Raw genomic sequence first — 25,149 nt, 5'->3', positions numbered from 1 at the left:
CGGGGTTGGGACCGGACGGGGTCTCGTGGCTACCTGCCCTTGCGGATGCTGACGACGGAGATCTGGCCGTTCACGCGGTCAGCCTGGAACTGAACCTTGTCCCCCGCCTTCACGCCCTTGAGCACCGCCGGGTCCTGCGCCCGGAACACCATGGTCATGGCATCCATGTTCAGATTCGGGATCGGCCCATGGTCGATGGTGACCTTGCCCTGGGCGGTGTCGACCTTCTCAACCGTGCCGGACACCGTGGGGAGGTTTGTCGCGGCGGCTGCCTGGGCCGCAGCCTGGGCCGGTGCCGGCTGCGCCCGTCCGGTCCCGATCCTCACGACCGAGATCTGGCCGTTCACACGGTCCGCCTGGAACTGCACCTTGTCACCGGCCTTCACGCCCTGGAGCAGGGTGGGGTCCTGGACGCGGAACACCATGGTCATGGCGTCCATGTTGAGGTTCGGGATCGGGCCGTGGTCGATGGTGATCTTGCCGGCTCCCGTATCGACTTTCTCGATGGTGCCGGACACGGTGGGCAGGTTCGCCGCGGCAGGTTGGGCAGCGGATTGCGCGGAGGCGGCCGCCTGAACCTGCGGGGCCGGCGTGCCCTTCTGGTCGAGCGGCCCGGACCCGTGCGGGGGCTGGTCCGCCTTGGCGCGGTAATCCGCCTGGCGGTTGCGGACCTGCCACTCCTTGAGTTCGGAAATCTGCTTCTGCTGCTCGTCGATGATCTTCTGCGCCACCTGGCGGAGTTTCTCGTCCGCGCCATGCTCCAACTGCGTGCGGGCGAGGAAGATCAGGTCCTCATGGTGGGCAATAAGAAGGGCAGCGAAATCCTTGTCGGGATCGCCGGCGAGCTTCATGTCCTTGAAGCGGTCGTCCATGACCTGGCGGACGCGCTCGTAGGCAGCCGGCGCCCCCGCGGCGGGCTGGGCCTGCGCAATCCGGTCCGGGCCGATGGCGATGGTAGCCAGGATGGCTCCAATGGCGGTGAGGGTGACGGTCAGGCGTTTCATGGCGGTCTCTTTCTTGAAACGGGAGGACCGCCCCGCGGACCTGTGGGTCTCGAACACAGTCCGCGGGGCGCTGAGGGCTTTACTTGCCCTTCTTGATCGACGTGACGGAGATCTGGCCGTTCACGCGGTCGGCGGTGAACTGCACCCTGTCGCCTTCCTTCACGTCCTTGAGCAGGGCCGGATCCTGAGCACGGAACACCATGGACATGGCATCCATGTTGAGGTTCGGGATCGGGCCGTGGTCGATGGTGATCTTGCCCTGGGCGGTGTCGACCTTCTCAACCGTGCCGGAGACTGTCGGCAGGCTCTGCCCAAGGGCGGCGCCGGAGAGGCTCAGGGCCGCAATCAGGCTGATGGCGATACGCTTCATAAGGAACTCCTGTTTGGGATGGTGGCGAGGAGATTGCGCCGTCATTTCACGACGACGGTGCCGTGCATGCCGGACTCGTAGTGGCCCGGGATCAGGCAGGCGAACTCGAAGGTGCCGGCCTTGGTGAAGCGCCAGACGATCTCGTTGGATGCGCTGGGCGAAAGCCGCTTGCCGTTCGGATCGTCGTGCTCCATGTCAGGGTTCTGCTGCATCGCGACCTTGTGCTTGGCGTTGTTCTGAAGACTGTCGAGCATGAACTCATGTTCGACCTGGCCGGCGTTCTTGAGCACGAACTTTACCTGCTCGCCGCGCTTGATCTCGACCTTGTTGGGCTCGAACAGCATCTTCGCGTCCTCGGTCTCCTTCATGGTGACCTCGATGGTACGGGCAACGGGCTTGGCTGGATCGCCCGGCTCGCCGGCCGCAAAGGTTCTGTGCGTGTGGCCGGCCTCGCCAGGACCGGCGAGAGCTATGGTGGCCGAGACAGCAAGCGCGCCAAGCGCGCCGGCGAGAGTGGAAAGACGAACAGTCATTGATTGCTCCTTGGGCAATGGTTCTGGTTGGGATCAGTGGTTTTCGTGGCCGGTGGCGTTCGCCGCGCGAACCGGACGCTTGCGCCGATCAATGGCGCGGAACTCCGTCGCCTTGACGCCGCTGTCGGGCGATGTCGCGCGGGCGGGCTCGGCGAGCTGCTCGCCTTTCCACTCGTACGCGACCGTTCCCTCCGGGTGCTTGTACCAACCCGGATCCTTGTAATCGTCATGCGCCAGCCCGGGACGGACCTTCACGACGGAGAACATGCCGCCCATCTCGACCGGGCCGAACTGGGCGAAGCCCGTCATCATCGGCAGCGTGTTGTCGGGCAGCGGCATCTCCATCGAGCCCATCTCACCCATGCCGCTTCCGCCCATCGGCATATAGCCCGGCGCGAGTTTCTTGATCGCGGGGGCGGTCTTGTTCATGTTCACGCCGATGTAGGTCTTCACGTCGTGTCCCATGGCGTTCATCGTGTGGTGCGACTTGTGGCAGTGGATCGCCCAGTCCCCGGGCGCATCCGCGACGAACTCGAACGCGCGCATCTGTCCGACAGCAACGTCGATGGAGACCTCCGGCCACGCCGCTCCCTCCGGCACCCAGCCGCCGTCCGTGCCCGTGACTTTGAAGTCGTAGCCGTGCATGTGGATCGGATGGTTGGTCATGGTCAGGTTGCCGAAGCGGACACGGACCTTATCGCCCTGGCGCACCACGAGCGGATCGATGCCGGGGAACACGCGCGAGTTCCAGCACCAGAGATTGAAGTCGAGCATCGTGTTGACCTTCGGCACGTAGCTTCCGGCCTCGATGTCGAACGCGTTGAGCAGGAACACGAAGTCGCGGTCGACGCGGCGCTCGGCCGGATCGCGCGGATGCACGACGAAGAAGCCCATCATGCCCATCGCCATCTGCACCATCTCGTCCGAGTGCGGGTGGTACATGAACGTGCCGGACTTTTGCAGGACGAACTCGTAAACGAACGTCTTGCCCGGCGGGATGTGCGGCTGGGTCAGTCCGCCCACGCCATCCATCCCATTCGGCAGGAGCTGGCCATGCCAGTGCACCGCCGTGTTCTCCGGCAGCCTGTTGGTGACGAAGATGCGCACCTTGTCGCCCTGCACCGCCTCGATGGTCGGTCCCGGGGACTGGCCGTTGTAGCCCCACAGGTGCGCCTTCATGCCGGGCGCGAGTTCGCGCACGACGGGCTCGGCGACGAGATGGAATTCCTTCCAGTCGCCGTTCTGGCGCCACGGCAGGGACCAGCCGTTGAGCGTCACGACGGGCTGGTAGTCCGGGCCGCTCTTCGGGTAGAGCGGCGGCTGCATGGTGGCTTCGGCCATGGTGGGCGCCTCAGGCAGGCTCGCGGCCTGTGTGCGTCCGCTGATCATGGAGGCGCCCGCGAGGGCCAGTCCCCCTGCGCCGAGAAAACCTCTTCGCGATACGGTCATGGATCTCTCCTCAAGGGTTTCAATGTGCAGCGCCGGCGCCACCGCCGGCGGCCGCTGTGGTGGTTTCTCCGCCGCCTTCGCTGCCGCCGACCCCGCCGCCGATCAGGGCGGCCTTGAGGTCGGTGTCGGCGATCCAGAAGTCGCGGCGGGCGTTGATGGCGTCGACGTTGCTGAGAATGCGGCCACGGGCGTCGAGGATGAGCTGGCTCACGTCGACGAGCATGCCGCTGTATTGCAGCAGGGCCTCGTCCTGGATCCGCTTCTGCAGCGGCAGGACACGGCCCTGGTAGTGGCGGGCAAGATCGTAGTTGCCGCGGTAGCGCAGATAGGCCTCACGGGCCTCGGAGCGGACGTTGACAGCCCGTTCCGCCAGGCGGTTGGCCGCTGCCATGTAGGTCTCCTGCGCGCCGCGCGTCGCCGTGGCTCCGAAGTCGAAGATCGGGATGGTGAACTCGATCTCTAGCCCGCGCCGGTTCACCTTCTCCTTCTCGACCTCAACCTCGCCGTGCTCCTCAGTAATGGACTTTGCGCGCTCGTAGCTGGAGAGGCCGGCGAGCTCGATGTCGGTCACGAAACGCGTGGCGTTGGTCAGCCCGAATTGACCCGCGACGCCGGTCAGATCGTTGCGCAGTGCCTGGAGGTCGACACGTTTCTCCAGGGCTCTGCGCTCGATGTCTTTGGCCGAGGCGATGCGGGCCGGCAGCGGCGGCAACGAGCTCGGCAGGCGGAATTCGATGTCCCGCCCCCACAGCCCGAGCTGCCGGATCAGGCGCTCGCGGGCGACCTTCTGCTCGATCCGGGCGCGGGCGAGCTGGGCCCCGAGTTCCTGATAGAAGGCATGCTCGCGGGCCTGCTCCAGCTTGTTGAGTGACCCCGTCTCGCCCAATTGCTTGGCGAGCTCCGAGGCTGACTCGGCGGTCGCGAGCGCCTGCTGCGTGAAGGCGACCTGCTGGTTGGCCGCGATGGCCCGATAGTATTCCCGGCGCGTCTCGGCGGCGAGCCGCAGCACGGCCTCCGCGGTGCGGAACTGGGCCGCCCGGAACTGCTGCTGAGCGATGGCCGCACGTGCCGGCAGGGTGGCGAGCTCGAACAGTCCGATGACGATCTGGCGTTCGATCTCCAGTTCCAGGCTGCCGCCGAGGCGCGACAGGGCCACCGTCGGGTTCGGAGGCAACGTCGCTTGGACGTACTCGGCCTCCGAGACGCCAAGCTCGTTGAAGTCCGCCTGGAGCCCGCGGTTCTTGAGCAGCGCGATCTGCACGGCGCTGTCCGCCGTGAGCGGACGGCGGAGCAACTCCTCGGCCCGCTGCTGGGCGGCAAGCGCTTCGGCCTCGTTCGTGACCTTGACCACATCCTTATTGAGTTCCGTGTAGGCCACGTTCTGCGCCACCGAGAGCCCCGCGTCGGGCGAGAACGAGACGCAGCCGCCCAGGAGAAGGGCAACGGCCACCCCTCCAAGCAGCTTCAGGCGCTGGCCGGATGTCCCCTTGCCATCATGTTTGTTCATTGTGTTGCCTTCCTTAGCGCGTGCGTGAACGCGCCGCCCCTGGCGGCGGATGTGCTTCTGGTTCCAGTCATGGGTCACCGCCCGCGCCGGGCGGCGTCGTCGGAGTCGCCCCGCTCCGGATCGCCCTCTGGCGCCACACGCCGGTTGAGCTCGCGCCAGTCGCCGGGCTCGACAACGTCATAACTGCGCACGCCCGCCGTTACGGAGGAGTAGCCCGGGCTGCGGGTGCCGACGGAAGGGTCGGCGGGTGCCGCCAGATAGGAGGGAGGCTGGGTAGCCACGCAGGCTCCCAGGCTGAGGCCGAGAATGGCCAATGGGATCATTTTTATCATGGGGTCCGTCTCCGGGCAGACCTCCACAGCGCGATTCTCAAGCAGGTCTGGGTGACGGTGGACGACGTGTCCAACCCTCACGGGAGCCCGGCATTCTGATCGCGTTCTGGGAAGGGTGACCGGTTCGAGCGTCAGGACGGCTGCCACCGGCTCTCAGGAGCGGGCGCGCCGGTTCGTGCGGGCCCAATGGCCCGCGCCTGGCTCAGACGGTTCGTGGGGGGCGGTCCAGGCCGCCTGTGGTGATGCCGCCGACCTGCTCATCTCCGGCCATGGCCATGGGAGCCTGCGACACAGCCGGGGAATAAAGGTTGGGGGGCGCACTGATCTGGAACACATGGCATGCGGTCATGCTGCAGCAGAACGTGCCGGTGCAGTCTTCGGAGTTTCCAGCATGCTCACTGGAGCCGCTCAGGGCAGTGTCTCCATGCGCGGCCACTATGTCCGCATGCTCATGGTTCTCCTCAGCGGCGGCATGCCCGTGTCCGGCATCGACCGCCATGGTGTGCCCATGCCCGGCCACAGCCGGCGCGGCCGCCTGCAACATGGAGATCGGGAGGATCGCCATGGTGAGTGCAAGCAGTGCCACGAAGATGGTGCCCATCAGCCGCAAGAGGAGGAGGCTCCTGTTTGTCGAAGTCGAATATCTGTCACGAAAGTTCGGATTCGACAAGGCAACGTCGAGCAACGAATTTGTTGATCCCGAGCGCGATGGGGTCGAACAGGTGAGCATAGCCTCGTCTGCTCTTCTTTGTTGAAGAAGCCCTAAGCCTTCCTACGGTGGTAAGGTCAACATGCTTTAATGGAGAATCTCGGACCCGTCCTGCGACAAACCATACCGGATCAGCCAAACCGAATGCGACATGCAATCGGGTAGCCAACGGCCTGCCACCCACCGGCTTTGTGTTCCCGCATTCGGTGAAAGCACGGCGCCCGAGAAGAGGCGCACCAAGCACCCCGGGCCACAGCCGACGAAATGGAGGAAGAATTCCTGTGAACCGCTGCGCGTCGGGCGCACAAGCGCGCCAGGGATGCCACCACCGCTCACAAGAACGGCGCAGCTTGGCAGCTAACCCTTGGTGATATGCGATGCGATCCTGAGGCGTTCCAGACCGCAGGATGGGTTGCCCTACGGTCAGCTACCTTAGTTTTGCATATAGGCCCGTTATCTGTTGCGCTTGAGCCAACTGGTGTAGAGCGTAGCGTCGACCGCCGCGGCTCCGTTCCGGGCCAACGTCTCTTGCAGCGGGGTCGGCTGATGTCCCGGGGGAAAGCTCCCCTCAGGGAACTGTGCGGTGAGACGACGATGCGGTCGTTGGATGCCCGGGTAGTCTTGTCCGGAGACTCCGTAGCCGGCTGCGGCGGGTTGGGCCTGGGCAGCACCTGAGATGATCGCCGCAACGGCGACCGCGAGGGAAAGGCGTTTCATGATAACGAGGCTCCGATCTTGATGTGAGCGCAAGCTTTGCGCTTCTGAACTCAAGTTCGGCGGGCCGAGCACTTCGGTTACAAGACCCTGCGGACGAAGTATCAGGCATTCCAGCCCATCCGGTGATCGCGACGCGGATCCCGGACGAGGCAGTCCGCGACATCGGGCTTCAGCCCCAACCGTACGGGTTCAACATGCGACGGCTCGTTCATCGCTGGGTGGTGGTTTAAGACGTCGCGGCGTGAGGATCCTCTTCTTTCATGCTCCTTTGCCGATCCGTCACGTGGGAGCAAGTCGCAGCCGGTTGTCGGCTCATTCGTTGCACGTTCCTGTGAGGGGCGAGCGAGGACGTCCTGGCTTGCTGGCCCCCGATGCCGGATGGGCGCCACATCCTTGGGTCGCAGCCACTTGGTTGTGGAAGCAGTCTGTCGGTTCCGATTGAGCAAGGCAGTGCGAGGCCAGTCGATCACGCCTTCAGGAGATGCAAGGTGAAGAAGTCTGCCGTGAAGCGTTTGCCGGAGGAGCCCTCAGGCACCGCCACTCGGACTTATCCGTCTCAACCGATCCCCAGGCAGAGGCTCTCCGCAGGCAGGATCTCGCGCCAATCCGCCACGAGCTGCCGGTAGGCCTCTCCCACAGGCCTGATCCTGCGGTCGAGGTCGAAAAGCCCGAGCGGGTTCACGCGTCCGTTGTCCTCGCGCAGCGCCGTATCCCAGTCGACCTGATCGATCAGGCTGTACCAGGTGAAGCCTATGATCGGCACCCCGTCCTGGCGCAGGCGAACCATGTTAGCCCACTCCTTCATCAGCCAGCCTGGCGCGCGCTCCGCGTCCGCCAGGTTCGTTTCGGTGTGCATCACCGGCAAGCGGTAGCGGTCATAATACTGCTTGGTGATGATGTAGTAGCCAAAGATCTCGCCGGATGCGGTGATCGGCCCATCCTGCGCCGGCACCAGGTGCTCGTTCGTGACGTAGTAGTCGTTGCCCATGATGCAGAACGGCTTCACCGCCCGTCCCGCACGCATGAACCAGTGGTACTCGCCCCGCGTCATCCCGTTGTCCTGGAGGTACTCGTACATGCAGGCACGCACGTCGACGCCGTAGCACAGGTCGAGGGACAGGAAGCGCTTCTGGTTGTGGAAGTCGGCGCGCTCCTCCGCCACCGGCTTCTCGGCATGGAAGTATTCCGTCGACTCGCTCTGGACGAAGTACGTGCCCTGTGCCCCCCGGGCGCGCAGGATTTCCTCCTCCGCCAGGAGGTTGGCCCGCACCAGGTGCTTGAGCGCCGTGACAAAGCCGCGGTCCGAGGCGAGGCGCTCGTTCCACCAGCCGATCTGGCCGGAAAAGGTCGCCGTGATGAAGATCTCGTTCACGGGCGTGTAGAACCGAACCCACGGGTAGCGGGCCGCGAAGGCCCCGGCGTAGGCCGCAAAGAGCTCCGGCCAGTCCGGGTTCTGGAAGTCCCCGATCCAGTCCGGCACGCCAAAATGACAAAGGTCGACGATGGGCACGATGCCGAGCCGCCGGAGCTCGGCGAGCGCCGCGTCGGCATAGGACCAGTCGTAGCGGTCCGGCCCCTTATGGACCCGGTAATAGGGTGGTCCCCAACGCAGGTACTCCAGGCCGAGGTCTCGCACCAGGGCGAAGTCTTCCCGCCAGCGCCCGTAATGGCTTGTCTTCTCCATCTCGTCGACGCGTTGCGTGGCGCCATCGCGCCCGAGGATTGTCGGGTAGCTGTTCTCGATGCCGGTCGCGAACATGAACCTGTGGGCGGCCCCAGGCAGCCAGCGGGCGGGCGAGACGGAAGCATGACGCTCTTGGATCAACATTCTGGTCCTCCCAACCGCCGGTTCAGGTGGCCGTTGGCCACCGTGAGAACGGCTCCGTTGAAGCAGGTCGCCCCCCTGGCAGCGACAGAGGGTCCGCCGGCCGGGCTCATCGCTCCGGCGGCCATGGGTGGGACGTTCACGATGGCCCCCTTGTTCGTCAGCCGCATCCGCGTCTCCCGCACCCTCGCCTCAGACCACATAGCGATCCCAACTCGCATAATGCTCCCCGCTGCGCCGCCCCCGCGGCAGGCTCAGGCCCATGAGCGCCAACCCGAGCCCAACGCTGACCCAAGCGGCGGTCGCATCGGCGCCGCCCAGCACCCATGGTGCCGCGACGAGCCACGCCCCGAACAGCAGGTTCACGAAACGCAGTGGGCGCGCGACCTCCGCCGTCGCGATGATGGCCACCGTGATCGTCAGAGCGCCGACGACGTGGTCGCTGTTCGCCATCGCGCCCGAGGTGCCGAGGACGAGGCGGGTCAGCATCAGGAACGCGCCGATGGCCATCGCGCCTGCCAGCGTCCATGGCAGCGTGATGCCACGGGTCGTGTCCGCCCAGAACTTGGCCGGGCTTGCGAGGGCGTCGGAGGTATCCTCTCGGCCGCCCTCCACGGCATCGCCTTGGAAAAACGTGCGCAGCAGCGGCTTGCCCCGGCGATGCGTCCAGGAGAGGAACTGTCCCATCGCGATCACCTCGTCGAGGGCGAATGGGATCATGATCAGCATCGCCAGCGCGGCGATGAGCGCCGGCGTGCTCCAGGTGCCGATCATGATGGGCTGGATGATGATGAAGTAGATGCTCACCACCCCGAGCGGGATCACGAGAATGCCGAAGAACGTCACCATCCAGGGCATGGTCCGCCAGCGGTCACGGGTCCCCATCACCGCCATCAGGATCTCCAGCATGTAGGCCACCGCGCCCAGGCCCGCGTCGGGGATCGGCCAGGCCTTCGACACGGCGGAGGTGATGATTTCCTCGGTTCCGTTCCTCGGGTCGGCCGGGTCGCCGGCAAAGAACGGCTCCCAGGCGTAGTCGACGTGCCCGAGTTGATAGGCGGTGAGCATGCGCGCGATCAGAAGTCCGACGAGCCCCATCGCGGCGATGGGCAGCCGCTGCGCCCCGGTCGACGGACCGAACGTCCAACCGGGTGGAACCGACTTCGGATCCATCATGCCGGCCATGCTCATCCCGGGCATCATCGGGACGATCACAGAGAACGCGATCACCAGCCCGCCGACGATGAGGTCATTCTGGTACTGTGCCGCGCTCGGGCTCCAGAACAGGAGCGGCGCAAACAGAAGCCAGAGGCCGACAAAGGTGTTGGCCCACGGCGCGAACCAAGCAGTCGGCCGGTGGAGCGACAGGGCGGCAAAGACGGCGATGAGCAGGCCGCTGACCATGTCGCTCGCCATCAGAACGCCGGCCCGCCACTCGACCGACGGCAGCCCGCGCTCGGCCGTGACAGCCTGCACTGCGGCGCCCACTGTTTCGCTCGTCACCGCGTCGTAGACGAGGGGGCTCGCCGCGAGCCACAGGCCCAATCCCATGTTGGCGAAATGCGCCCACCGTGTCCGGCGGGCGTCGTCCTCCATCATCGCCATGTGATCGTGATCGCCCATGCCGGGAATCGCGCAGGCGTCCGCCGCGGCACCGATCCCGTGGGCATGGCTCATCCCGCCATGGCTGGTTCCCTGGCTGCCGCCCGCGTCATGGCCCTGTGCCGGCGGCTGGCTCTGCCAGGCGACGAGCGCCGGGTTGAGCTTGTTCGTCTTGTACCATCCGACCGGGTCCTGTTTCAGCGCGGCCACGATGCGTGGAAGGGTGCCGCGGAGGGAGTGCTTCGGCTCCCAGTCGAGCAAGCGCCGGGCCTGTGAGATGTCGAGGATGTAGTGGTCGTTGGATTGCTCGACCATCCACGGCTTGATGAAGTCGTCGTCGCCCAGCACCTCGTTTTGGATCCAGGAGCCTGCCAGGGCGAGCGATTTGGGCATCCGGATAGTCGCCCAATCTTCCCCATGGAGGCTGCGGCCGACGATGTTCTGCACCTCGGCATAGCCGAGCGCGTCGGGCTCGCCCACGAGCAGCGGCAGTTCGGGCGGGAGCGCGCGCCCGCGGTCAACAACCCGGGCCACGGCCTCAGTGAGGTCGTCAATGTGGAGAAAGGACTGTCCGGCGCAGAGCATGCCCGGATACAGGTGCGCCGTCACCCTTTGCTCGTAGATGCGCGCCACCTGCTCGGCGATGAATGGCGAGTGGCCGATATCGTCGTAAACGCCCGCGATGCGCAGGAAGACGACCGGGATGCGGCCGTGGCGCTCGCGCAGCATCGCCTCCGTGCGGACCTTTGATTCCGGATAGGCCCAGGTGGGCTCGACGGGAGAGCGTTCGTTGATGGTCTCGTCGGGTCGCCCCGTGGGCTTGTGGACCAGCATGGTGCTGGCGAACACGAACTGCCCGACATCGAACGTCTGGAGAGCGTCGATCAGCCGGCGCGTGCCCTGGACCGTGATCTGGTCGTAGAGTGGGTTGGGCTCGCCCGAGACGTCGTAATAGGCGGCAAGATGGATGACTGACGCAATACGCGACCCGAACCGGCGGCGCACCTCGTCGAGCGCCGCCTTCACCTTGTCGTCCGAACCCAGGTCGAAGTCGACGGCGTGCGCCGGCGCGGGGGGATCCGGAGGGCCGGCGCGGTCGAGGCCGACAAGGGTGTAGCGGTCGGCCAGCCGCTTGATGAGCGCACGCCCGATGAACCCGCTGGCGCCCGTGATGAGTACAATGTCCCGTTCCGCGCCCAAGCTGTGCTCCTTCCCGACATTCAGTGCCTCGTCATCGGCCCGGGGTCGACCATCATGATTGGTCCAAGCGGGAGGAGGCGTCTCGTGCAAGTTCGACAGCGGGAGCCGATTGGTTACATCACCGTGCCCGGAAGTTTGGGGCTGGGAGGGACCGCCCGTTTGGCCAGGACGCTGGGCCCGGATCCATGGCGTTCAGTCGATTGCGCATGGGTGGCCGGTCGAACCCGTGACGGGCATCATGGCGTTTTGTACCGCTGCCGCTCGGCACAGCGACCACACTGCAAGCCGGAAAACCCAGGGTCCGGGCCGGCACCAGCCCTGCACCCGCGCGGGCTGTCGACCGTTCACAGACGCGTGAGGCGTGTAACCGTCGTCCCACCAATTCCGAATGATAGGGGGAATGCGCCGCCTCCCGCGGCGCTGAGGCAAGGCCATGTTCATCGTATCAGCACTGACAACCCTTCTGCTCCTCCTCGCGACCGTTGCGAGGTCCCGCGCCGCGAGCGGCGCACTGGTCTCCGTCCAGGCAAGGCGTCCGGAACCCCGGCAGGCGCCGCGGCCGGATGCCTGAGGCGGTGTCCAACTTCCGGAGGTTTCACCGCCGGCCACGTCCCTCCCACAAACCCTGACAGTTTGAACAAGGAACAGCACATGGGTTCGAGCTCCGATCATGATCCGAAAACCGCTGTCAGGATGGGTGGCAGGCCTGGCCACCACCAGCGGCCAGCGACGAGCGGCTTCCACTGGGCGATGGCCCTGTGCCTGGGGGCTGGCCTGCTGATCGTGCTGTTCGCCGTTGCCCGGCTTTTCGAGTGAGGCCGGGGCACCATCACCGCCGCCCGATTGTGCGTTTGCGCGACACAGGGGCTGCGCCATCAAAGGATCGATGCCCAGAACCGGGCGTTTGTTCACCGGGCGCGCGGGTTCGCGCCCTTGGCCGACAAGGAAACCGCCCATGACCCATGACCGAGCCAAGGCGGCCTCGTGCTGCAACCACGATGCCCCCGCCCGCGCCCTCCTGGGCGGCCCAGCCGACACAGGCATGCATCCGGCCGGTCCCGATGCGGAGCACCGCGTGAAGGACCCGGTCTGCGGCATGATGGTCGACCCGCACACCACGCCCCATCGGGCGCAGCACGGCGGGCGCCCGTTCTATTTCTGCTCGGGCGGATGCCGGGACAAGTTCGAAAAGGATCCAGCCCGCTATCTGTCCCCGCAGGCCGTCAAGGAGACCGACGAGCCCGTCCCGGAGGGCACGGTCTACACCTGCCCGATGCACCCCGAGGTCAGGCAGGTCGGGCCAGGATCCTGCCCCATCTGCGGCATGGCTCTCGAACCCGACATCGTCACCGCGGATGCAGGCCCGAACCCGGAGCTCGTCGACATGACGCGCCGGTTCTGGATCGGCACGGCCTTGACCGTTCCTGTCGTGCTCCTGGCCATGGGCGGCGATCTGACGGGGCTCACCCACGTAATCGGCCAGCAGGCCTCCAATTGGCTGCAACTCGCCCTCGCCACGCCGGTGGTGCTCTGGGCCGGCTGGCCGTTCTTCGTGCGCGGCTGGCAGTCAGTTCTGGCGCGCAGCCTCAACATGTTCACACTGATCGCGCTCGGCGTCGGCGCGGCCTGGGCCTACAGCACCGTCGCGACCCTCGCCCCCGGCCTGTTCCCGGCGGCCCTGCGGGGGCCCGACGGCGCCATCCCGGCCTACTTCGAGGCAGCGGCCGTGATCACCGTCCTGGTTCTCCTTGGGCAGGTGCTGGAGCTCAAGGCCCGTGACCAGACCTCCGGCGCCATCCGGGCCCTGCTCGACCTCACGCCCAAGACAGCGCGGCGCGTCGGCGCGGACGGGCTCGACGAGGAGATCGCCCTTGACGCGGTTGGCGTCGACGACCGGCTGCGGGTCCGCCCGGGCGAAAAGGTGCCGGTTGACGGCGAAGTCCTGGAAGGGCGCTGCTCGGTCGACGAATCTATGGTGACGGGCGAGTCGATGCCGGTCACCAAGGAGCCCGGATCCAAGGTGACCGCGGGCACCCTCAACCAGACCGGAAGCTTCGTCATGCGCGCCGAGCGGGTCGGACGCGACACCATGCTCGCCCGCATCGTGCAGATGGTCGCCGACGCCCAGCGTTCCCGCGCGCCGATCCAACGGCTCGTCGACCAGGTCGCCGGTTGGTTCGTGCCTGCGGTGATCGTGATCGCCGCGCTGGCCTTCCTCGCGTGGTACGTCTTCGGCCCGGAGCCGCGCCTCTCCTTCGCCCTCATCGCAGCGGTCGCGGTGCTCATCATCGCCTGTCCGTGTGCCCTCGGCCTCGCGACGCCCATGTCGATCATGGTCGGCGTCGGACGCGGCGCCCAAGGCGGCGTCCTCATCAAGAACGCCGAGGCGCTGGAGCGGATGGAGAAGGTCGACACCCTCGTCGTCGACAAGACCGGCACCCTCACCGAGGGCAAGCCCGCCGTGACCGCGGTGGTGCCGGCGCCAGGCTTCGGCGAGGACGAGATCCTGCGCCTCGCCGCAAGCGTCGAGCGCGCCAGCGAGCACCCGCTCGCCACGGCCATCGTCGCGGCGGCGACGCATCGGCGCCTTGCCCTGGGCGATCCGGTGGGGTTCGACTCCCCCACCGGCAAGGGAGCCCTCGGTAAGGTGGACGGCAAGGACGTGGTGCTGGGCAACACCCGCTTCCTCGCCGAGCGCGGCGTCGACGTCGCGCCGCTGTCGCAAGCCGCGGACGAGCTCCGGCGCGAGGGCGCCACAGCGATCTTCGTCGGCATCGACGGACGGGCCGCCGGCACCATCGCCATCGCGGACCCGGTGAAGGCCACGACCCCCGAGGCGCTGGCCGGGCTCAAGGCTGAAGGCATCCGCGTCGTGATGCTCACCGGCGACAACCGGACCACCGCGGAGGCCGTCGCCCGCCGGCTCGGCATCACCGAGGTCGAGGCGGAGGTGCTGCCGGAGGAGAAGAGTGCCGTGGTCAACCGCCACAAGGCCGCGGGCCGGGTGGTTGCCATGGCCGGCGACGGGGTCAACGACGCCCCGGCGCTTGCCGCCGCCGACGTCGGCATTGCCATGGGCACCGGCACCGACGTGGCCATTGAAAGCGCCGGCGTCACGCTGCTCAAGGGCGACCTCAACGGCATCGTGCGGGCACGGCGGCTGTCGCAGGCCACCATGCGCAACATCCGTCAGAACCTGTTCTGGGCCTTCATCTACAACGCCCTCGGGGTGCCCGTGGCGGCCGGCGTGCTCTTCCCGATCCTTGGTGTCCTGCTGTCGCCGATCATCGCCGCCGCGGCCATGGCGCTGTCGTCCGTCAGCGTGATCGCCAACGCGCTGCGGCTCCGCGTCGCCCGGATCTGATGGCCCGGGCGCGGGCGTCGGCAGGCGGGAGCCGGCCAGGTTTCACCCCGCTGCCGATGCCGCGGGTAGCGCAATGCCTCTGCCCGGGCCTCGGCGCCACCTCAAGCGCGCCGGCCCAGAAAACTTCAAAGTGGAGAACCTAATCGTGAACTTGCCTTCGCTCATCGCTGTCGCCGCCGTCGCGCTCGCCAGCCTGACAGCCAACCCTGCGTCGGCGCACTCGCTCGACAGCCTCCAGGGCGAGATGCACAAAAAGGAGAAGTACTTCGAGGTGAAGGACCGGCCCGCTCCGGAATTCACGCTGCGGGACGCCAAGGGAAACGATCATCGCCTCTCCGCGCTTCGCGGCAAGGTCGTCATCGTCAATTTCATTTACTTGGGCTGCACGGACGTGTGCCCGCTCCACACTGAGAAGATCGCCGAGATCCAGGGCATGGTGAACAGCACGCCGATGCGCGATCAGGTACAGTTCCTGACCATCACCACCGACCCGGACCGTGACAAGCCGGAGGTCTTGAGCGCCTTCGGTGCGGAGCGCGGGCTCGATTTGCGGAATTGGGCGTTCCTGACGACCACACCTGGGATGCCCGAGGATGCGACCCGCAAGCTGGCGGAACAGTTCGGACACAAGTTCACCAAGACTGCCGACGGCATGCAGATGCATGGCATCGTCACCCACGTCATCGACCGCGAGGGACGCTGGCGCGCGAACTTCCACGGCCTGCAGTTCGAACCCACGAACCTGGTCGTCTACATCAACGCCCTGGTGAACGACCGCGACCGCCACGACGTGGAGCGAAGCCCTTCGTTGTGGGAGCGCCTCCGGTCCTTTTTCTGACCGTGGCTGCCGTGCCCCGCCACACGTGCGGCTATTGCTGCCGCACGTGGAGGCGCGACAATGCAGGCATCCCCTTACACCGAGTGGGCGGTTGCCATCCTGCCCTACGGATGCTCAACTGGGTCCAAGTGCCGCTTTGCCCAGTCCTCGCGGGCGGGAAAGCCCAAGCCGCAGCACCGACAGGCCGCCGACGGCCGGGCCCAGCGAATAGGAAGCCTCGCTGCCCGACGCGCGGGCTTACGCCTCGTCGCCTTCGTAGACCGCGACAGTGAAGCGCGAGATCCCTGGCGCTCAAGGCACCCGAGGGCGCGAGCGACCGCGCCAACTCCCACCATGCTAACATTGCTGCCCTGGAGGTTGAGAGGGGTGGCAGCTCGAAGAGCGCCCATGTCGGTCATGCGCCGTCCATGAGGATGGCCTGCGCAGGGTGGCGCGGGTTTCCCGCGCGGTGGGCCCATGGGTCCGATCATGCGAACGCCGTTCACGGACCCCTGCCGTTCGCGTCCCGCATTCGGCAGGGGGTCGCCGCATCAGCACGCGCGCGGGAGCCTGCCAGCGTGAGCGTTGCACCGCGGCTGGGAGAAAGTCTCGCCCGGGGAGAACAAGGCCCCGGCCTTGGCCGCTGCCAGCCAGGCCGGGGAAGGGCCGGAGACGCCACTGCGCCTCCGGCGGGATGGCTTATTGCGCCGGGCTGAGCGACTGAACGGTGTAGCTGCCGTCCGCGCTCTTGTTCAGGGTGAACTTCACCTTGGCCCCGGGCTTCACCTGGGTGAGGTCGACCGACGGCGCGGCCGCCATCTCCATCGACATGGCCGGCCAGCCGAACGCCGGGATGGGCTCGTGGTTGAGCTTGATCTTGCGCTGCTGGGCGCTGACCGACTCGACGGTGCCGGTCGCCGAGGCGCTCGTCGCCGCCGTGGCCGCCGGCGCCTTGCCGCCGCCCATGCCGGGCATGTTCTGCATGTTGCCCATGTTGCCGCCGGAGTTGCCCTGGGCGTGCGCCGGCAGGGCCAGGGCCGCGGCGGCGAGGCCGCCCAGGACCAGGGTCTTCAGGGCCGGGCCGCGCAGGCGCGGTGCGAGGATGAGGTTCGACATCGGGATCTCCTGTTGTGGTCGAATGCGGTTCTTCACGTCGCGTGAAGGCTGTGTCGCGGGCGCGGAAAGGCTCGATGCCCAACGCAGCCGGCGCGCGCCCACGATGGCGCCGGCCCCGACCGTCGGGTCGGGTCGAAACGGGTTGAAGGAAGGCACGCCGCTCATGACGCCACCACGGCCGCGTCGGACCGGGCCTGGTGCGGCTCGGCGGGGGGCTTTTGCCGCAGCAAGCGCAAGGGTTGGCGCCGGCCGCGCAGGGCCTGGTCCGGCACGGGTTCCCACATGGCACCGTTCCCGAGCTGCCCTGCCGCCCGCAGCGCCGGCTCGGACACGAGAAGGCGAACGCCGAGCGCGCCGGCGAGCTCCTCGATCCGGTTGGCGGCGTTGACCGTGTCGCCGATCACCGTGAACTCCAGGCGCTGCTCGTCGCCGAGCGCTCCCGCGGTGACCTCGCCGTAGTGGATGCCGATCCCCACCTCGACAGGGCCGAGTCCCGCCGCGGCGCGCTCTTCGTTCCAGCGGTCTGCCGCGTCGAGGATGTCCAGGCCGCATTGGACGGCATTGCAGGCGTCCGCCTCGGTCGGATGCGGCACGCCGAACACGGCCATGATCCCGTCGCCGATGAACTTGTCGATGACGCCGCCCCGCCGCGTCACCGGCGCCGCCATCCGGCGGCGGTACTCGCTGAGGAACAAGGCGAGCTCGTCTGCGGTCATCCGCTCGGCCATCGGGGTGAAGCCGCGCACGTCGATGAACATCACGGCGGCCAGCTGCGGCCGGAAGGACGCGGTCACCGGCTCAAACCGCGCGAGCTGGTCGGCGATGCCAGCGCTGAAGAAGCGGGACAGGTTGGAGCGCAGCCGCGCCTCCCGGATGGCGTCCGCGAGCGCCCGGCGCGTCCGGCCCACGGCCACGAACAGCACGACGGCCGTGAGCGCCACGACGGAGAGGCGGGTGATCTCCCCTGGCAAGACGAAAGCGGCGTCCGGCGCCTGCGCCCCGACCGTGATCCACAGCAGCGCCCAGCCCGCCACGAACAGGCCGGCGGTGTAGAGGACCAGATAAGGCCGGTGGCGGACGGCGGCAATCGCCAGGAGGAGGAAGATGAGCGACGTGCCCGGGGCGGCCGAGATGCCGGACGCCGGCGATCCGAATGCCATGGCCAACGGGCCGACGCAGTGCAGGAGGAGGCCGACGTCGAGGGTCGCGAACACCCAGGGCAGCCAGGGCCGGAAAAAGCCGATCCAGGCCAGCGCCAGGCTTGCGGTCGCGAACGCGCCGAGGGCGACGAAGGAGAACATGGCCATATGCGCATGCTCAAGTGCGCCGCCCGCCCAGAACACGGCCGTGATGGCGGAGAACACCAGGAGGCGCAGGACAGCGAGGAGAGCCTCGGTGTCCTGTTCAGCGCGCGCCAGGCCCCGTTCGATGTGCGACCTCATCGCGGCGTCCGTGCGGCGGCGAAGGCGCCACGGGTGCCAACGCGGCACCCGCGGGAGACGAGGCCGTGGCGGCGGCTCTGATCCATGGCGGTCACCTGCTGCATGACGGGCACGTTCATGGCGCTCACTCAGCCGCCCGCGGCAGCGCGTTTCCAAGTCGTGCGGACAGGGGCTCGCGCGCACCGTCGCGGCTTGGGGCCACGTCCCCCCGCCTCGGGAGCCCGCGCCCCTTCACGAGGGCGTAGATCGCCGGGATGACCACGAGCGTCAGCACCGTGGAGGAGACCATGCCGCCGATCATCGGCACGGCGATGCGCTGCATGATCTCGGAGCCCGCGCCGGTGCTCCACAGGATCGGGATCAGGCCCGCCATGATGGCCACCACGGTCATCATCTTCGGGCGCACGCGTTCGACCGCGCCGACCATGATGGACTCGTAGAGGTCTTCGCGGCTGAAGGCCCGCCCCTGCGCCGCGCGCTCGGCCTGCACCTCCTTCATGGCGTGATCCAGGTAGATCAGCATGATGACGCCGGTCTCCGCCGCGACGCCCGCGAGCGCGATGAAGCCCACCGCCACCGCAACCGACATGTTGAAGCCCAGCCACCACATCAGCCACAGGCCGCCGACGAGCGCGAACGGCAGGGACAGCATGACGATGAGTGTCTCGGTGAGCGCCTTGAAGTTGAGGTAGAGCAGCAGGAAGATGATCATCAGCGTGACGGGGACGACGATCTTCAGGCGGGCCTCCGCACGCTCCAGGTACTCGAACTGCCCGCTCCATTGGACGTAGTAGCCCGGCGGGAACTTGACCTCGCTGGCGACCGCCTGGCGCGCGTCGGCGACGTAGCTGCCGAGGTCGCGTCCGGTGATGTCGACGAAAATGTAGACAGCGAGTTGGCCGTTCTCGGTGCGGATTGAGGTCGCGCCCCGGGTGAGCTTCACCTCCGCCACCTCGCCCAACGGAACTGCGCCGCCATTGGCCATCGGCACCTGCACCTCGGTCGCGATGGCCTGTGGGTTGGAACGCAGCTCGCGCGGGTAGCGCACATTGACGCTGTAGCGCTCGCGGCCCTCGACGGTGTCGGTGACGGTCTCACCGCCCAGCGCCATGGCGATCACGTCCTGCACGTCGCCCACGGTCAGGCCGTAACGTCCGAGTGCCGCCCGGTTCGGCGTGATGTCCAGATAGTAGCCGCCGATGACACGCTCCGCGTAGGCGCTGGACGTGCCGGGGACCGCCTTCACCACCGCCTCGACCTGACGCGAGATCTTTTCCATCTCGGCGAGGTCGGTGCCGAACACCTTGATGCCCACTGGTGTGCGGATGCCGGTCGAGAGCATGTCGATGCGGGCGCGGATCGGCATCGTCCAGGCATTGGCCACGCCCGGGAACTGGAGCGCCTTGTCCATCTCCTCCTTGAGGCTGTCGATGGTCATCCCGGAACGCCATTCAGACTTCGGCTTCAGGTTGATGATGGTTTCGAACATCTCCGTCGGCGCCGGGTCGGTCGCCGTCATGGCCCGCCCGGCCTTGCCGTAAACCGACGCCACCTCGGGGAAGGACTTGATGATCCGGTCCTGCGTGGCAAGGAGTTCCGCCGCCTTGGTCACCGACAGTCCCGGCAGGGTCGTCGGCATGTACATCAGCGTGCCCTCGTTCAGGGTCGGCATGAACTCGGACCCGATCTGGCGCGCGGGCCACACGCTGGCCCCCAGCGCCACCAGCGCAATCACGATTGTCAGGACCTTGGCTTTCAGAACCCCGCGGATCACCGGGCGATAGATCCAAATCAGGAAGCGATTGAGCGGGTTCTTGTGCTCGGGGATGATGCGGCCCCGCACGAAGATCACCATCAGTGCCGGAACGAGGGTCACCGACAGGAATGCGGCGGAGGCCATGGCGAAGGTCTTGGTGAAGGCAAGCGGACCGAACAGACGGCCTTCCTGCGCCTCCAACGTGAAGATCGGCAGGAACGAGACCGTGATGATCAGGAGGCTGAAGAACAGCGCCGGTCCGACCTCGCTTGCGGCCTCGATCAGGATCTCGACGCGTGGCTTGTCCTTGGGCGCGCGCTCCAGATGCTTGTGGGCGTTCTCGATCATCACGATGGCGGCGTCGATCATGGCGCCGACCGCAATGGCGATGCCACCCAGGCTCATGATGTTGGAGCCAAGCCCGATCAACTTCATGGCGACGAAGCTGATCAGGATCCCGACCGGCAGCATCAGGATGGCGACGAGCGCGCTGCGCAGATGCAGCAGGAAGACGATGCAGACGAGCGCAACGATGATGCTCTCCTCAAGCAGCGTGTGCTTGAGGGTCTCGATGGCCGCCTCGATGAGCTGCGAGCGGTCGTAGACCGGCACGATCTCGGTGCCGGCGGGCAGGCTCGACGCGACCTCCGTGAGGCGCTGCTTCACGCTTTCGATCACGTTCAGCGCGTTGGCGCCGAACCGTTGCAGGATGATGCCGCTCGCGACCTCGCCCTCGCCGTTGAGCTCGGTGATGCCGCGCCGCTCGTCCGGTCCGAGCTCGACGCGCGCCACGTCGCCGAGCCGCAGCGGCGTTCCCGCGTCGGTCTTGAGGACGATGCTTTCGATGTCCTGGATGTTCTTCAGGTAACCGCGCCCGCGGACCATGAACTCGAACTCGGAGAGTTCGACGGTGCGCCCGCCCACGTCCATGTTGCTGCCGCGGATGGCGTCGCGGATCATGGTCATCGAGACGCCCTGCGCCCGCAGGCGCCGCGGGTCGACCACGACGTTGTACTGCTTGACGAACCCGCCCACCGCGGCGACCTCGGCGACGCCCTCCGCCTTGGCGGCGGCGAAGCGCACCTTCCAGTCCTGCACCGTGCGCAGCTCGGCCAACGTCAGGTTCTTGGCCAGGATCGCGTACTGGTAGACCCAGCCCACGCCGGTTGCGTCAGGCCCCAGGCTGGGCGTCACCCCCGTCGGCAGGCGCCGCGACGCGGCATTCAGGTACTCCAGCACGCGTGAGCGCGCCCAGTAGGGATCGGTGCCGTCCTCGAAGATGATGTAGACGAAGGACACGCCGAAGAACGAGAAGCCGCGCACCACCTTCGACTTCGGCACGGTGAGCATCGCTGTCGTCAGAGGATAGGTGACCTGGTCCTCGACCACCTGCGGCGCCTGCCCGGAATACTCGGTGTAGACGATCACCTGCACGTCCGAGAGGTCGGGAATGGCGTCGAGCGGCAGGCTGCGCAGGGCGTAGACGCCCGCCGCCACGGCGAACAGTGTCCCGATCAACACGAGCATCAGGTTGCGGGACGACCAGGCGATGGTACGGGCGATCATTGCGGCTTCTCTTCAGCAGGTGCCGTCATGCCCTGCAGGGCGGCTTTCAGGTTGCTTTCGGCGTCGATCAGGAAATTGGCGGATGTCACCACCTGATCCCCCGCGGCGATGCCCTCGCGGATCTCGACGAAGCCGTTCCCGCGAGCGCCGACCTTGACCTCACGCGGCTCGAAGCGGCCCTCGCCCTTGTCGACGATCACGACCTGGCGCGTGCCGGTGTCGATGAGCGCGCTGTCGGGCACGGCCACGACGGGCTTGCCGGAGCCGGTGGCGAACTCCACGTCCGCGTACATGTCAGGCAGCAGCGCCCCGTCCCGATTGGGGATCTCGATCCGCACCCGGGCCGTGCGGGTTTCCGGGTTCACCTGCGGGTAGATCAGGTCGACGCGGCCCGAGAACGTCTGTCCCGGTAGGCTGCGCACCCTCAGGGTCACGGCCTGGTCCGGCTTGACCGCACCCAGGTCGTGTTCGGGCACGTCGGCGAGGATCCAGACAGTCGAGATGTCGGCCAGCCGGAACAGCACGTCACCGGGCATGGCCCGCATGCCCTCGATGGCGTTGCGCTCCAGGATGACGCCGTCCCGCGGGGCCGACCAGGTGACCGACAGCGGCACCTTGCGGGTGCGCTCGATCTCGGCGATCACCTCCGGGGGCACGTTGAGATTCTCAAGGCGGCGGCGGGCACCCTCCAGCACCAGCGGCCGTCCGGCACCGCCGTTGCCTTCGTTCAGGACGCTGAGGTACTGCGCGCTCGCCGCCGCGATGTCCGGAGAGTACAGGCGCAACAGAGGATCGCCCTTGCGGACCCGTTCCCCGGTGGTGACGTTCTCGACCTTGTCGATGAAGCCCTCGGACCGCAAGGTGATGACAGTCACGCGGCGTTCGTCCAGCTTCACCGTCCCGGGCGCGCGAACCGGACGGATCACCACGCGGCGCTCCACGGCCTCCGTGCGCACGCCGGTTCGCTGCAGCTTGCCCGGCGTGACCGTGACGGTCGAGCCGTCCTCCGCCTCGCCCTCGTAAACCGGGATGTAGTCCATCCCCATCGAGTCCTTCTTCGGCACCGGCGAGGTGTCGGGCAGGCCCATCGGGTTGCGGTAGTACAGGATCTTTTTCCCGCCGCCCTGGTCGGCCGCAGTCTGTCCGGCCGGCGCGTCGTTCGGCTTCTCATCAAAGCTCACGTCTGCGCTGGCCGGCACCGGCAGGTAATCGCGGCCGTCCTCGGTCTTCTTCGGCGAGGCCGAGTAGGCCAGCTGGCCGTCGGGGTGGCGGTAATAGGCGACCGGCCCCCCGGCGGTTGGCGCAGGGCCGTTCAGGATCGCCACGGCCGGAGCCGGGAGCCAGCCCGGCAACGGCCAGTTCGTCCGGCCGCCGTGGTACCCCGCCGCGATCCCGCCCGCCAACGCCGTGGCCGCCAGCACGGTGAGCGCGAGCCGCTTCAGGGTTCGCCCGCGGCGCGGCGGCGGGGGCTCCTCAGGGCCCATGCCCGGCTCGAAGGGATCGTGGCTCGCGAAGGGATCCTGGCGTTCCAGCGAGTGGAGGGGGGAGATTTGGTCCATTACTGCACCGCCTTGAGAATGAGTTTGCCTTGCACGGTGCCGGCCTCGCCGGGCACCTTCGCGGCGAGCGACACCTGCCAGCCGCCCTCCATCGCGAGATTGGTCTTGAACAGGTAGGTGCCGGGCTTGTCGGCGGGCTGCGGCTCCAGAGGCGCCGTCATCATCGCCATGTCCTCAGGGGCCATGTCGAGGCGGCGGGCGAAGATCACCGCATCAGGCACGGGCTTGTCGGTCGGCTTGTGGATGAGCTCGACCGCGACCAAAGCCTCGCCCGAGCGGGCCTGCGGGCTGACGAGCCGGAACTCGTAGTCGTTCAGAGCCTCGGTCGAGATCGAGGAGGCGGCAGGGGCAGGGAGGAGGCCGGCGAGCGCTGTCGTGACCTGCGGCGGCACCCAGGCCGGCAGGGTGAGCCCGCCCTTGCCGACACGGTAGCCGGTCGCGGTGGCCGCGCCGAGCGCGACGAGGAACAGGAGCGTGATGACAGCTTTCTTCATGGTTGCAGCCTTCGTAGGTTCTTGTGTGGGCTTTCCGGCGGGACGCATCATGGCACCGCCGTCACGATGAGCTTGCCGCGGACGTAGCCGTCCGCGCCGGGCACCTTCGCCACGAGCACGAGCGACCAGTCGCCGTCCATGACGAGGTCCGTCTCAAAACGGAAGTAACCTGGCAGCACGTCAGACACGGGCTCCAGCGGCGCCGTCATCTCGTCCATGCCGTCCGGCGACATGTCCAACCGGCTGATGAACACGACCGCGCCGGGCACCACCTTCCCGGTCGGCCGGTGCACCAACCGCACGGTCAGCTCGGCACCGTAGCCCTGCTTCAGCTCCCGCTCGACGAGCTCGAACTGGTAGTCAGATGCCTTGCCCCCCTGCGCCAGGCTCGGGCTGGCAAGGATGAAGACCGCCATCATGATCGCCGCCGCCATGCCCCGGACAGCCGTATGCACGGCCTGCCCCCCAGAGGAGCGGGCGGCGCTCCTGTGCGGCATACGGAACCATGCGACATTCAAGACATTCACGGAAAAGCCCCTTTTGCAGGTGAGTTCGCTGGCACCACCGAAACGGTTACAACCCTCACGGCATTTAATCGCCGCTGATCGGAACCGGCTCAGGCCCATCCCTCTGGCCGCATCCGGAGAGGGAGTTCGGTGAAAGGGCGGCGCTGGTTACACGGGCTGGCCTTCCGGCTGGGCGAATAAGCGGTGTTGCGGGCGCAGCGGGAACCGGCCTTGCCTCATCGCGCGGCGGCTGCCGCTCACAGGTATGGGATGTAACCAAACCCACAATCTCAGCGAACTGTCTCGAAGAACGGCGATTGGTCGCCCAGGAGCCTGCCGCGCTTGCGACGGGTCGAGCGGCCGAGACTGGAGAGGACTTCGATGCAACCGTATGAGCAAAACCAAACCGCCTATGGCACCGGCCTGGCCCGGACGGCCGCACAGGTCGACCAGGGCCTGCGCGCTTTCGTGCTTGGCGTGTACAACAACATGGTCGTGGGCCTTGGCATCTCGGCCCTCGTGGCTCTCGGTGTCAACATGGCGGCCACGACGAGCGATCCCGCATCCGCCGCCGGACAGGTCGGAGGCGTCACTCTCACGGCGTTCGGCCGCCTTCTGTACACCACGCCGCTGATGTGGCTGCTGGCGCTGGCGCCTCTGGCCTTCATCTTCTTCTTCTCGTTCCGCATGGACCGGATGTCGGCGGCGTCTGCCCGCGGCACCTTCTTCGCTTTTGCTGCGGTGATGGGTGCTTCGCTCTCGACGCTTCTCATCCGCTACACCGGCGCGAGCGTCGTGCAGGTGTTCTTCATCACGGCGGCGGCCTTCGGCTCGCTGTCGCTCTGGGGCTACACCACGAACCGCAGCCTGTCCGGCATGGGCTCGTTCCTGATGATGGGTCTCGTCGGCCTGATCCTGGCCTCGATTGTGAACATCTTCGTCGCGTCGAGCGCGCTGCAGTTCGGCATCTCGGTGATCGGCGTGCTGATCTTCGCCGGCCTCACGGCCTACGACACGCAGAAGCTGAAGGAGATGTACCTCATGGGCGGCCTTGACGCCGAAGGTGCGGCCAAGGTGTCGATCTTCGGCGCCCTGACGCTCTATCTCGACTTCATCAACATGTTCCAGTTCCTGTTGTCGCTCGTGGGCGTCAATCGCAGCGAGTAGCCTGCCATGCGTTCCGCGCCGGACGCCGTCACATTGGATGTAACCGAAGCCATGCGCCCTGCGAAGGGATCCTGCGAGCCTCCGGTGGCACCCGCCACCGGAGGCCCGGGATTG

The 25,149-nt window shown here is 67.1% G+C and carries 22 protein-coding genes; 4 read left to right on the top strand and 18 right to left on the bottom strand.

The window, feature by feature from the left end:
- Positions 1-29 precede the first annotated feature (29 nt).
- The 11 genes from JQC81_RS04155 to JQC81_RS04105 form a co-directional block, all read right to left on the bottom strand.
- Positions 30-1,004, bottom strand: a complete 975-nt coding sequence (locus tag JQC81_RS04155) for a copper-binding protein (RefSeq protein ID WP_246520222.1) — start codon at positions 1,002-1,004, stop codon at positions 30-32.
- A gap of 79 nt (positions 1,005-1,083) precedes the next feature.
- Positions 1,084-1,374, bottom strand: a complete 291-nt coding sequence (locus JQC81_RS04150) for a copper-binding protein (protein ID WP_203270458.1) — start codon at positions 1,372-1,374, stop codon at positions 1,084-1,086.
- A 41-nt stretch (positions 1,375-1,415) separates the two neighbouring features.
- Positions 1,416-1,907 (bottom strand): cupredoxin domain-containing protein, encoded by a 492-nt coding sequence (locus JQC81_RS04145; protein ID WP_203270457.1) that lies wholly within the window; start codon positions 1,905-1,907, stop codon positions 1,416-1,418.
- 33 nt (positions 1,908-1,940) lie between these two features.
- Positions 1,941-3,356 carry a multicopper oxidase family protein gene (locus JQC81_RS04140; RefSeq protein ID WP_203270456.1) on the bottom strand — a complete coding sequence of 472 codons (1,416 nt, stop codon included), beginning with the start codon at positions 3,354-3,356 and terminating at the stop codon, positions 1,941-1,943.
- 19 nt (positions 3,357-3,375) lie between these two features.
- The gene (locus JQC81_RS04135) at positions 3,376-4,863 is read right to left on the bottom strand and encodes a TolC family protein (protein ID WP_203270455.1); all 1,488 of its coding nucleotides are present in this window, start codon (positions 4,861-4,863) and stop codon (positions 3,376-3,378) included.
- Between the two features lie 74 nt (positions 4,864-4,937).
- Positions 4,938-5,195: a hypothetical protein gene (locus JQC81_RS04130; RefSeq protein WP_203270454.1), complete on the bottom strand. Its 258-nt coding sequence runs from the start codon at positions 5,193-5,195 to the stop codon at positions 4,938-4,940.
- A gap of 202 nt (positions 5,196-5,397) precedes the next feature.
- Positions 5,398-5,805 (bottom strand): hypothetical protein, encoded by a 408-nt coding sequence (locus JQC81_RS04125; protein ID WP_203270453.1) that lies wholly within the window; start codon positions 5,803-5,805, stop codon positions 5,398-5,400.
- A gap of 552 nt (positions 5,806-6,357) precedes the next feature.
- Positions 6,358-6,621, bottom strand: coding sequence for a hypothetical protein (locus tag JQC81_RS04120; protein ID WP_203270452.1), 264 nt, complete (start codon positions 6,619-6,621; stop codon positions 6,358-6,360).
- 556 nt (positions 6,622-7,177) lie between these two features.
- Positions 7,178-8,449 (bottom strand): family 1 glycosylhydrolase, encoded by a 1,272-nt coding sequence (locus JQC81_RS04115; protein ID WP_246520221.1) that lies wholly within the window; start codon positions 8,447-8,449, stop codon positions 7,178-7,180.
- On the bottom strand, positions 8,443-8,616 hold the full coding sequence (locus JQC81_RS04110; protein WP_203270451.1) for a hypothetical protein: 174 nt from the start codon (positions 8,614-8,616) through the stop codon (positions 8,443-8,445). The genes JQC81_RS04115 and JQC81_RS04110 overlap by 7 nt, the downstream gene beginning before the upstream one ends.
- 22 nt (positions 8,617-8,638) lie before the next feature.
- Entirely contained in the window at positions 8,639-11,248 is a 2,610-nt protein-coding gene (locus JQC81_RS04105; RefSeq protein WP_203270450.1) for an NAD-dependent epimerase/dehydratase family protein, read from the bottom strand.
- Positions 11,249-11,899: 651 nt separating this feature from the next.
- On the opposite strand from JQC81_RS04105, the gene JQC81_RS04100 reads away from it, so the two are divergent.
- From JQC81_RS04100 to JQC81_RS04090, 3 genes are all read left to right on the top strand, one after another.
- Positions 11,900-12,064 (top strand): hypothetical protein, encoded by a 165-nt coding sequence (locus tag JQC81_RS04100; RefSeq protein ID WP_203270449.1) that lies wholly within the window; start codon positions 11,900-11,902, stop codon positions 12,062-12,064.
- Positions 12,065-12,203: 139 nt separating this feature from the next.
- Positions 12,204-14,612, top strand: a complete 2,409-nt coding sequence (locus JQC81_RS04095; protein WP_203270448.1) for a heavy metal translocating P-type ATPase — start codon at positions 12,204-12,206, stop codon at positions 14,610-14,612.
- A 145-nt stretch (positions 14,613-14,757) separates the two neighbouring features.
- Positions 14,758-15,450: an SCO family protein gene (locus tag JQC81_RS04090; RefSeq protein WP_312887470.1), complete on the top strand. Its 693-nt coding sequence runs from the start codon at positions 14,758-14,760 to the stop codon at positions 15,448-15,450.
- A gap of 678 nt (positions 15,451-16,128) precedes the next feature.
- Here JQC81_RS04090 and JQC81_RS04085 read toward each other — a convergent pair.
- From JQC81_RS04085 to JQC81_RS04060, 7 genes are read right to left on the bottom strand one after another with little or no spacing between them, the layout of a single operon-like run.
- Positions 16,129-16,710, bottom strand: a complete 582-nt coding sequence (locus JQC81_RS04085; protein ID WP_246520220.1) for a copper-binding protein — start codon at positions 16,708-16,710, stop codon at positions 16,129-16,131.
- Entirely contained in the window at positions 16,707-17,987 is a 1,281-nt protein-coding gene (locus JQC81_RS04080) for an adenylate/guanylate cyclase domain-containing protein (RefSeq protein ID WP_203270446.1), read from the bottom strand. Before JQC81_RS04080 ends, JQC81_RS04085 begins: the two co-directional genes overlap by 4 nt.
- A complete protein-coding gene (locus JQC81_RS33760) occupies positions 17,984-18,106 on the bottom strand; it encodes a hypothetical protein (protein ID WP_281400223.1) in 123 nt (40 codons plus the stop codon). Before JQC81_RS33760 ends, JQC81_RS04080 begins: the two co-directional genes overlap by 4 nt.
- Before the next feature lie 5 nt (positions 18,107-18,111).
- Positions 18,112-21,309 carry an efflux RND transporter permease subunit gene (locus JQC81_RS04075; RefSeq protein ID WP_203270445.1) on the bottom strand — a complete coding sequence of 1,066 codons (3,198 nt, stop codon included), beginning with the start codon at positions 21,307-21,309 and terminating at the stop codon, positions 18,112-18,114.
- Positions 21,306-22,868 (bottom strand): efflux RND transporter periplasmic adaptor subunit, encoded by a 1,563-nt coding sequence (locus tag JQC81_RS04070; protein WP_203270444.1) that lies wholly within the window; start codon positions 22,866-22,868, stop codon positions 21,306-21,308. Before JQC81_RS04070 ends, JQC81_RS04075 begins: the two co-directional genes overlap by 4 nt.
- Positions 22,868-23,362: a FixH family protein gene (locus tag JQC81_RS04065; RefSeq protein WP_203270443.1), complete on the bottom strand. Its 495-nt coding sequence runs from the start codon at positions 23,360-23,362 to the stop codon at positions 22,868-22,870. The genes JQC81_RS04070 and JQC81_RS04065 overlap by 1 nt, the downstream gene beginning before the upstream one ends.
- A 47-nt stretch (positions 23,363-23,409) precedes the next feature.
- Positions 23,410-23,889, bottom strand: a complete 480-nt coding sequence (locus JQC81_RS04060) for a FixH family protein (RefSeq protein WP_312887469.1) — start codon at positions 23,887-23,889, stop codon at positions 23,410-23,412.
- A 360-nt stretch (positions 23,890-24,249) separates the two neighbouring features.
- On the opposite strand from JQC81_RS04060, the gene JQC81_RS04055 reads away from it, so the two are divergent.
- Positions 24,250-25,035, top strand: coding sequence for a Bax inhibitor-1/YccA family protein (locus JQC81_RS04055; RefSeq protein WP_203270442.1), 786 nt, complete (start codon positions 24,250-24,252; stop codon positions 25,033-25,035).
- The last annotated feature ends 114 nt before the right edge of the window (positions 25,036-25,149 follow it).

The sequence above is a fragment of the Microvirga arabica genome (assembly GCF_016811235.1).
In the GTDB taxonomy this organism is placed as follows: domain Bacteria; phylum Pseudomonadota; class Alphaproteobacteria; order Rhizobiales; family Beijerinckiaceae; genus Microvirga; species Microvirga arabica.
This window is presented reverse-complemented; position numbering and strand designations above follow the sequence as displayed.

Coding starts and splice junctions, on each gene's coding strand:
- JQC81_RS04155 (WP_246520222.1), bottom strand. CDS start 1,004: ATGAAACGCCTGACCGTCACCCTCACCGCCATTGGAGCCATCCTGGCT.
- JQC81_RS04150 (WP_203270458.1), bottom strand. CDS start 1,374: ATGAAGCGTATCGCCATCAGCCTGATTGCGGCCCTGAGCCTCTCCGGC.
- JQC81_RS04145 (WP_203270457.1), bottom strand. CDS start 1,907: ATGACTGTTCGTCTTTCCACTCTCGCCGGCGCGCTTGGCGCGCTTGCT.
- JQC81_RS04140 (WP_203270456.1), bottom strand. CDS start 3,356: ATGACCGTATCGCGAAGAGGTTTTCTCGGCGCAGGGGGACTGGCCCTC.
- JQC81_RS04135 (WP_203270455.1), bottom strand. CDS start 4,863: ATGAACAAACATGATGGCAAGGGGACATCCGGCCAGCGCCTGAAGCTG.
- JQC81_RS04130 (WP_203270454.1), bottom strand. CDS start 5,195: ATGATAAAAATGATCCCATTGGCCATTCTCGGCCTCAGCCTGGGAGCC.
- JQC81_RS04120 (WP_203270452.1), bottom strand. CDS start 6,621: ATGAAACGCCTTTCCCTCGCGGTCGCCGTTGCGGCGATCATCTCAGGT.
- JQC81_RS04115 (WP_246520221.1), bottom strand. CDS start 8,449: ATGTTGATCCAAGAGCGTCATGCTTCCGTCTCGCCCGCCCGCTGGCTG.
- JQC81_RS04110 (WP_203270451.1), bottom strand. CDS start 8,616: ATGCGGCTGACGAACAAGGGGGCCATCGTGAACGTCCCACCCATGGCC.
- JQC81_RS04100 (WP_203270449.1), top strand. CDS start 11,900: ATGGGTTCGAGCTCCGATCATGATCCGAAAACCGCTGTCAGGATGGGT.
- JQC81_RS04095 (WP_203270448.1), top strand. CDS start 12,204: ATGACCCATGACCGAGCCAAGGCGGCCTCGTGCTGCAACCACGATGCC.
- JQC81_RS04085 (WP_246520220.1), bottom strand. CDS start 16,710: ATGAGCGGCGTGCCTTCCTTCAACCCGTTTCGACCCGACCCGACGGTC.
- JQC81_RS04080 (WP_203270446.1), bottom strand. CDS start 17,987: ATGAGGTCGCACATCGAACGGGGCCTGGCGCGCGCTGAACAGGACACC.
- JQC81_RS33760 (WP_281400223.1), bottom strand. CDS start 18,106: ATGAACGTGCCCGTCATGCAGCAGGTGACCGCCATGGATCAGAGCCGC.
- JQC81_RS04075 (WP_203270445.1), bottom strand. CDS start 21,309: ATGATCGCCCGTACCATCGCCTGGTCGTCCCGCAACCTGATGCTCGTG.
- JQC81_RS04070 (WP_203270444.1), bottom strand. CDS start 22,868: ATGGACCAAATCTCCCCCCTCCACTCGCTGGAACGCCAGGATCCCTTC.
- JQC81_RS04065 (WP_203270443.1), bottom strand. CDS start 23,362: ATGAAGAAAGCTGTCATCACGCTCCTGTTCCTCGTCGCGCTCGGCGCG.
- JQC81_RS04055 (WP_203270442.1), top strand. CDS start 24,250: ATGCAACCGTATGAGCAAAACCAAACCGCCTATGGCACCGGCCTGGCC.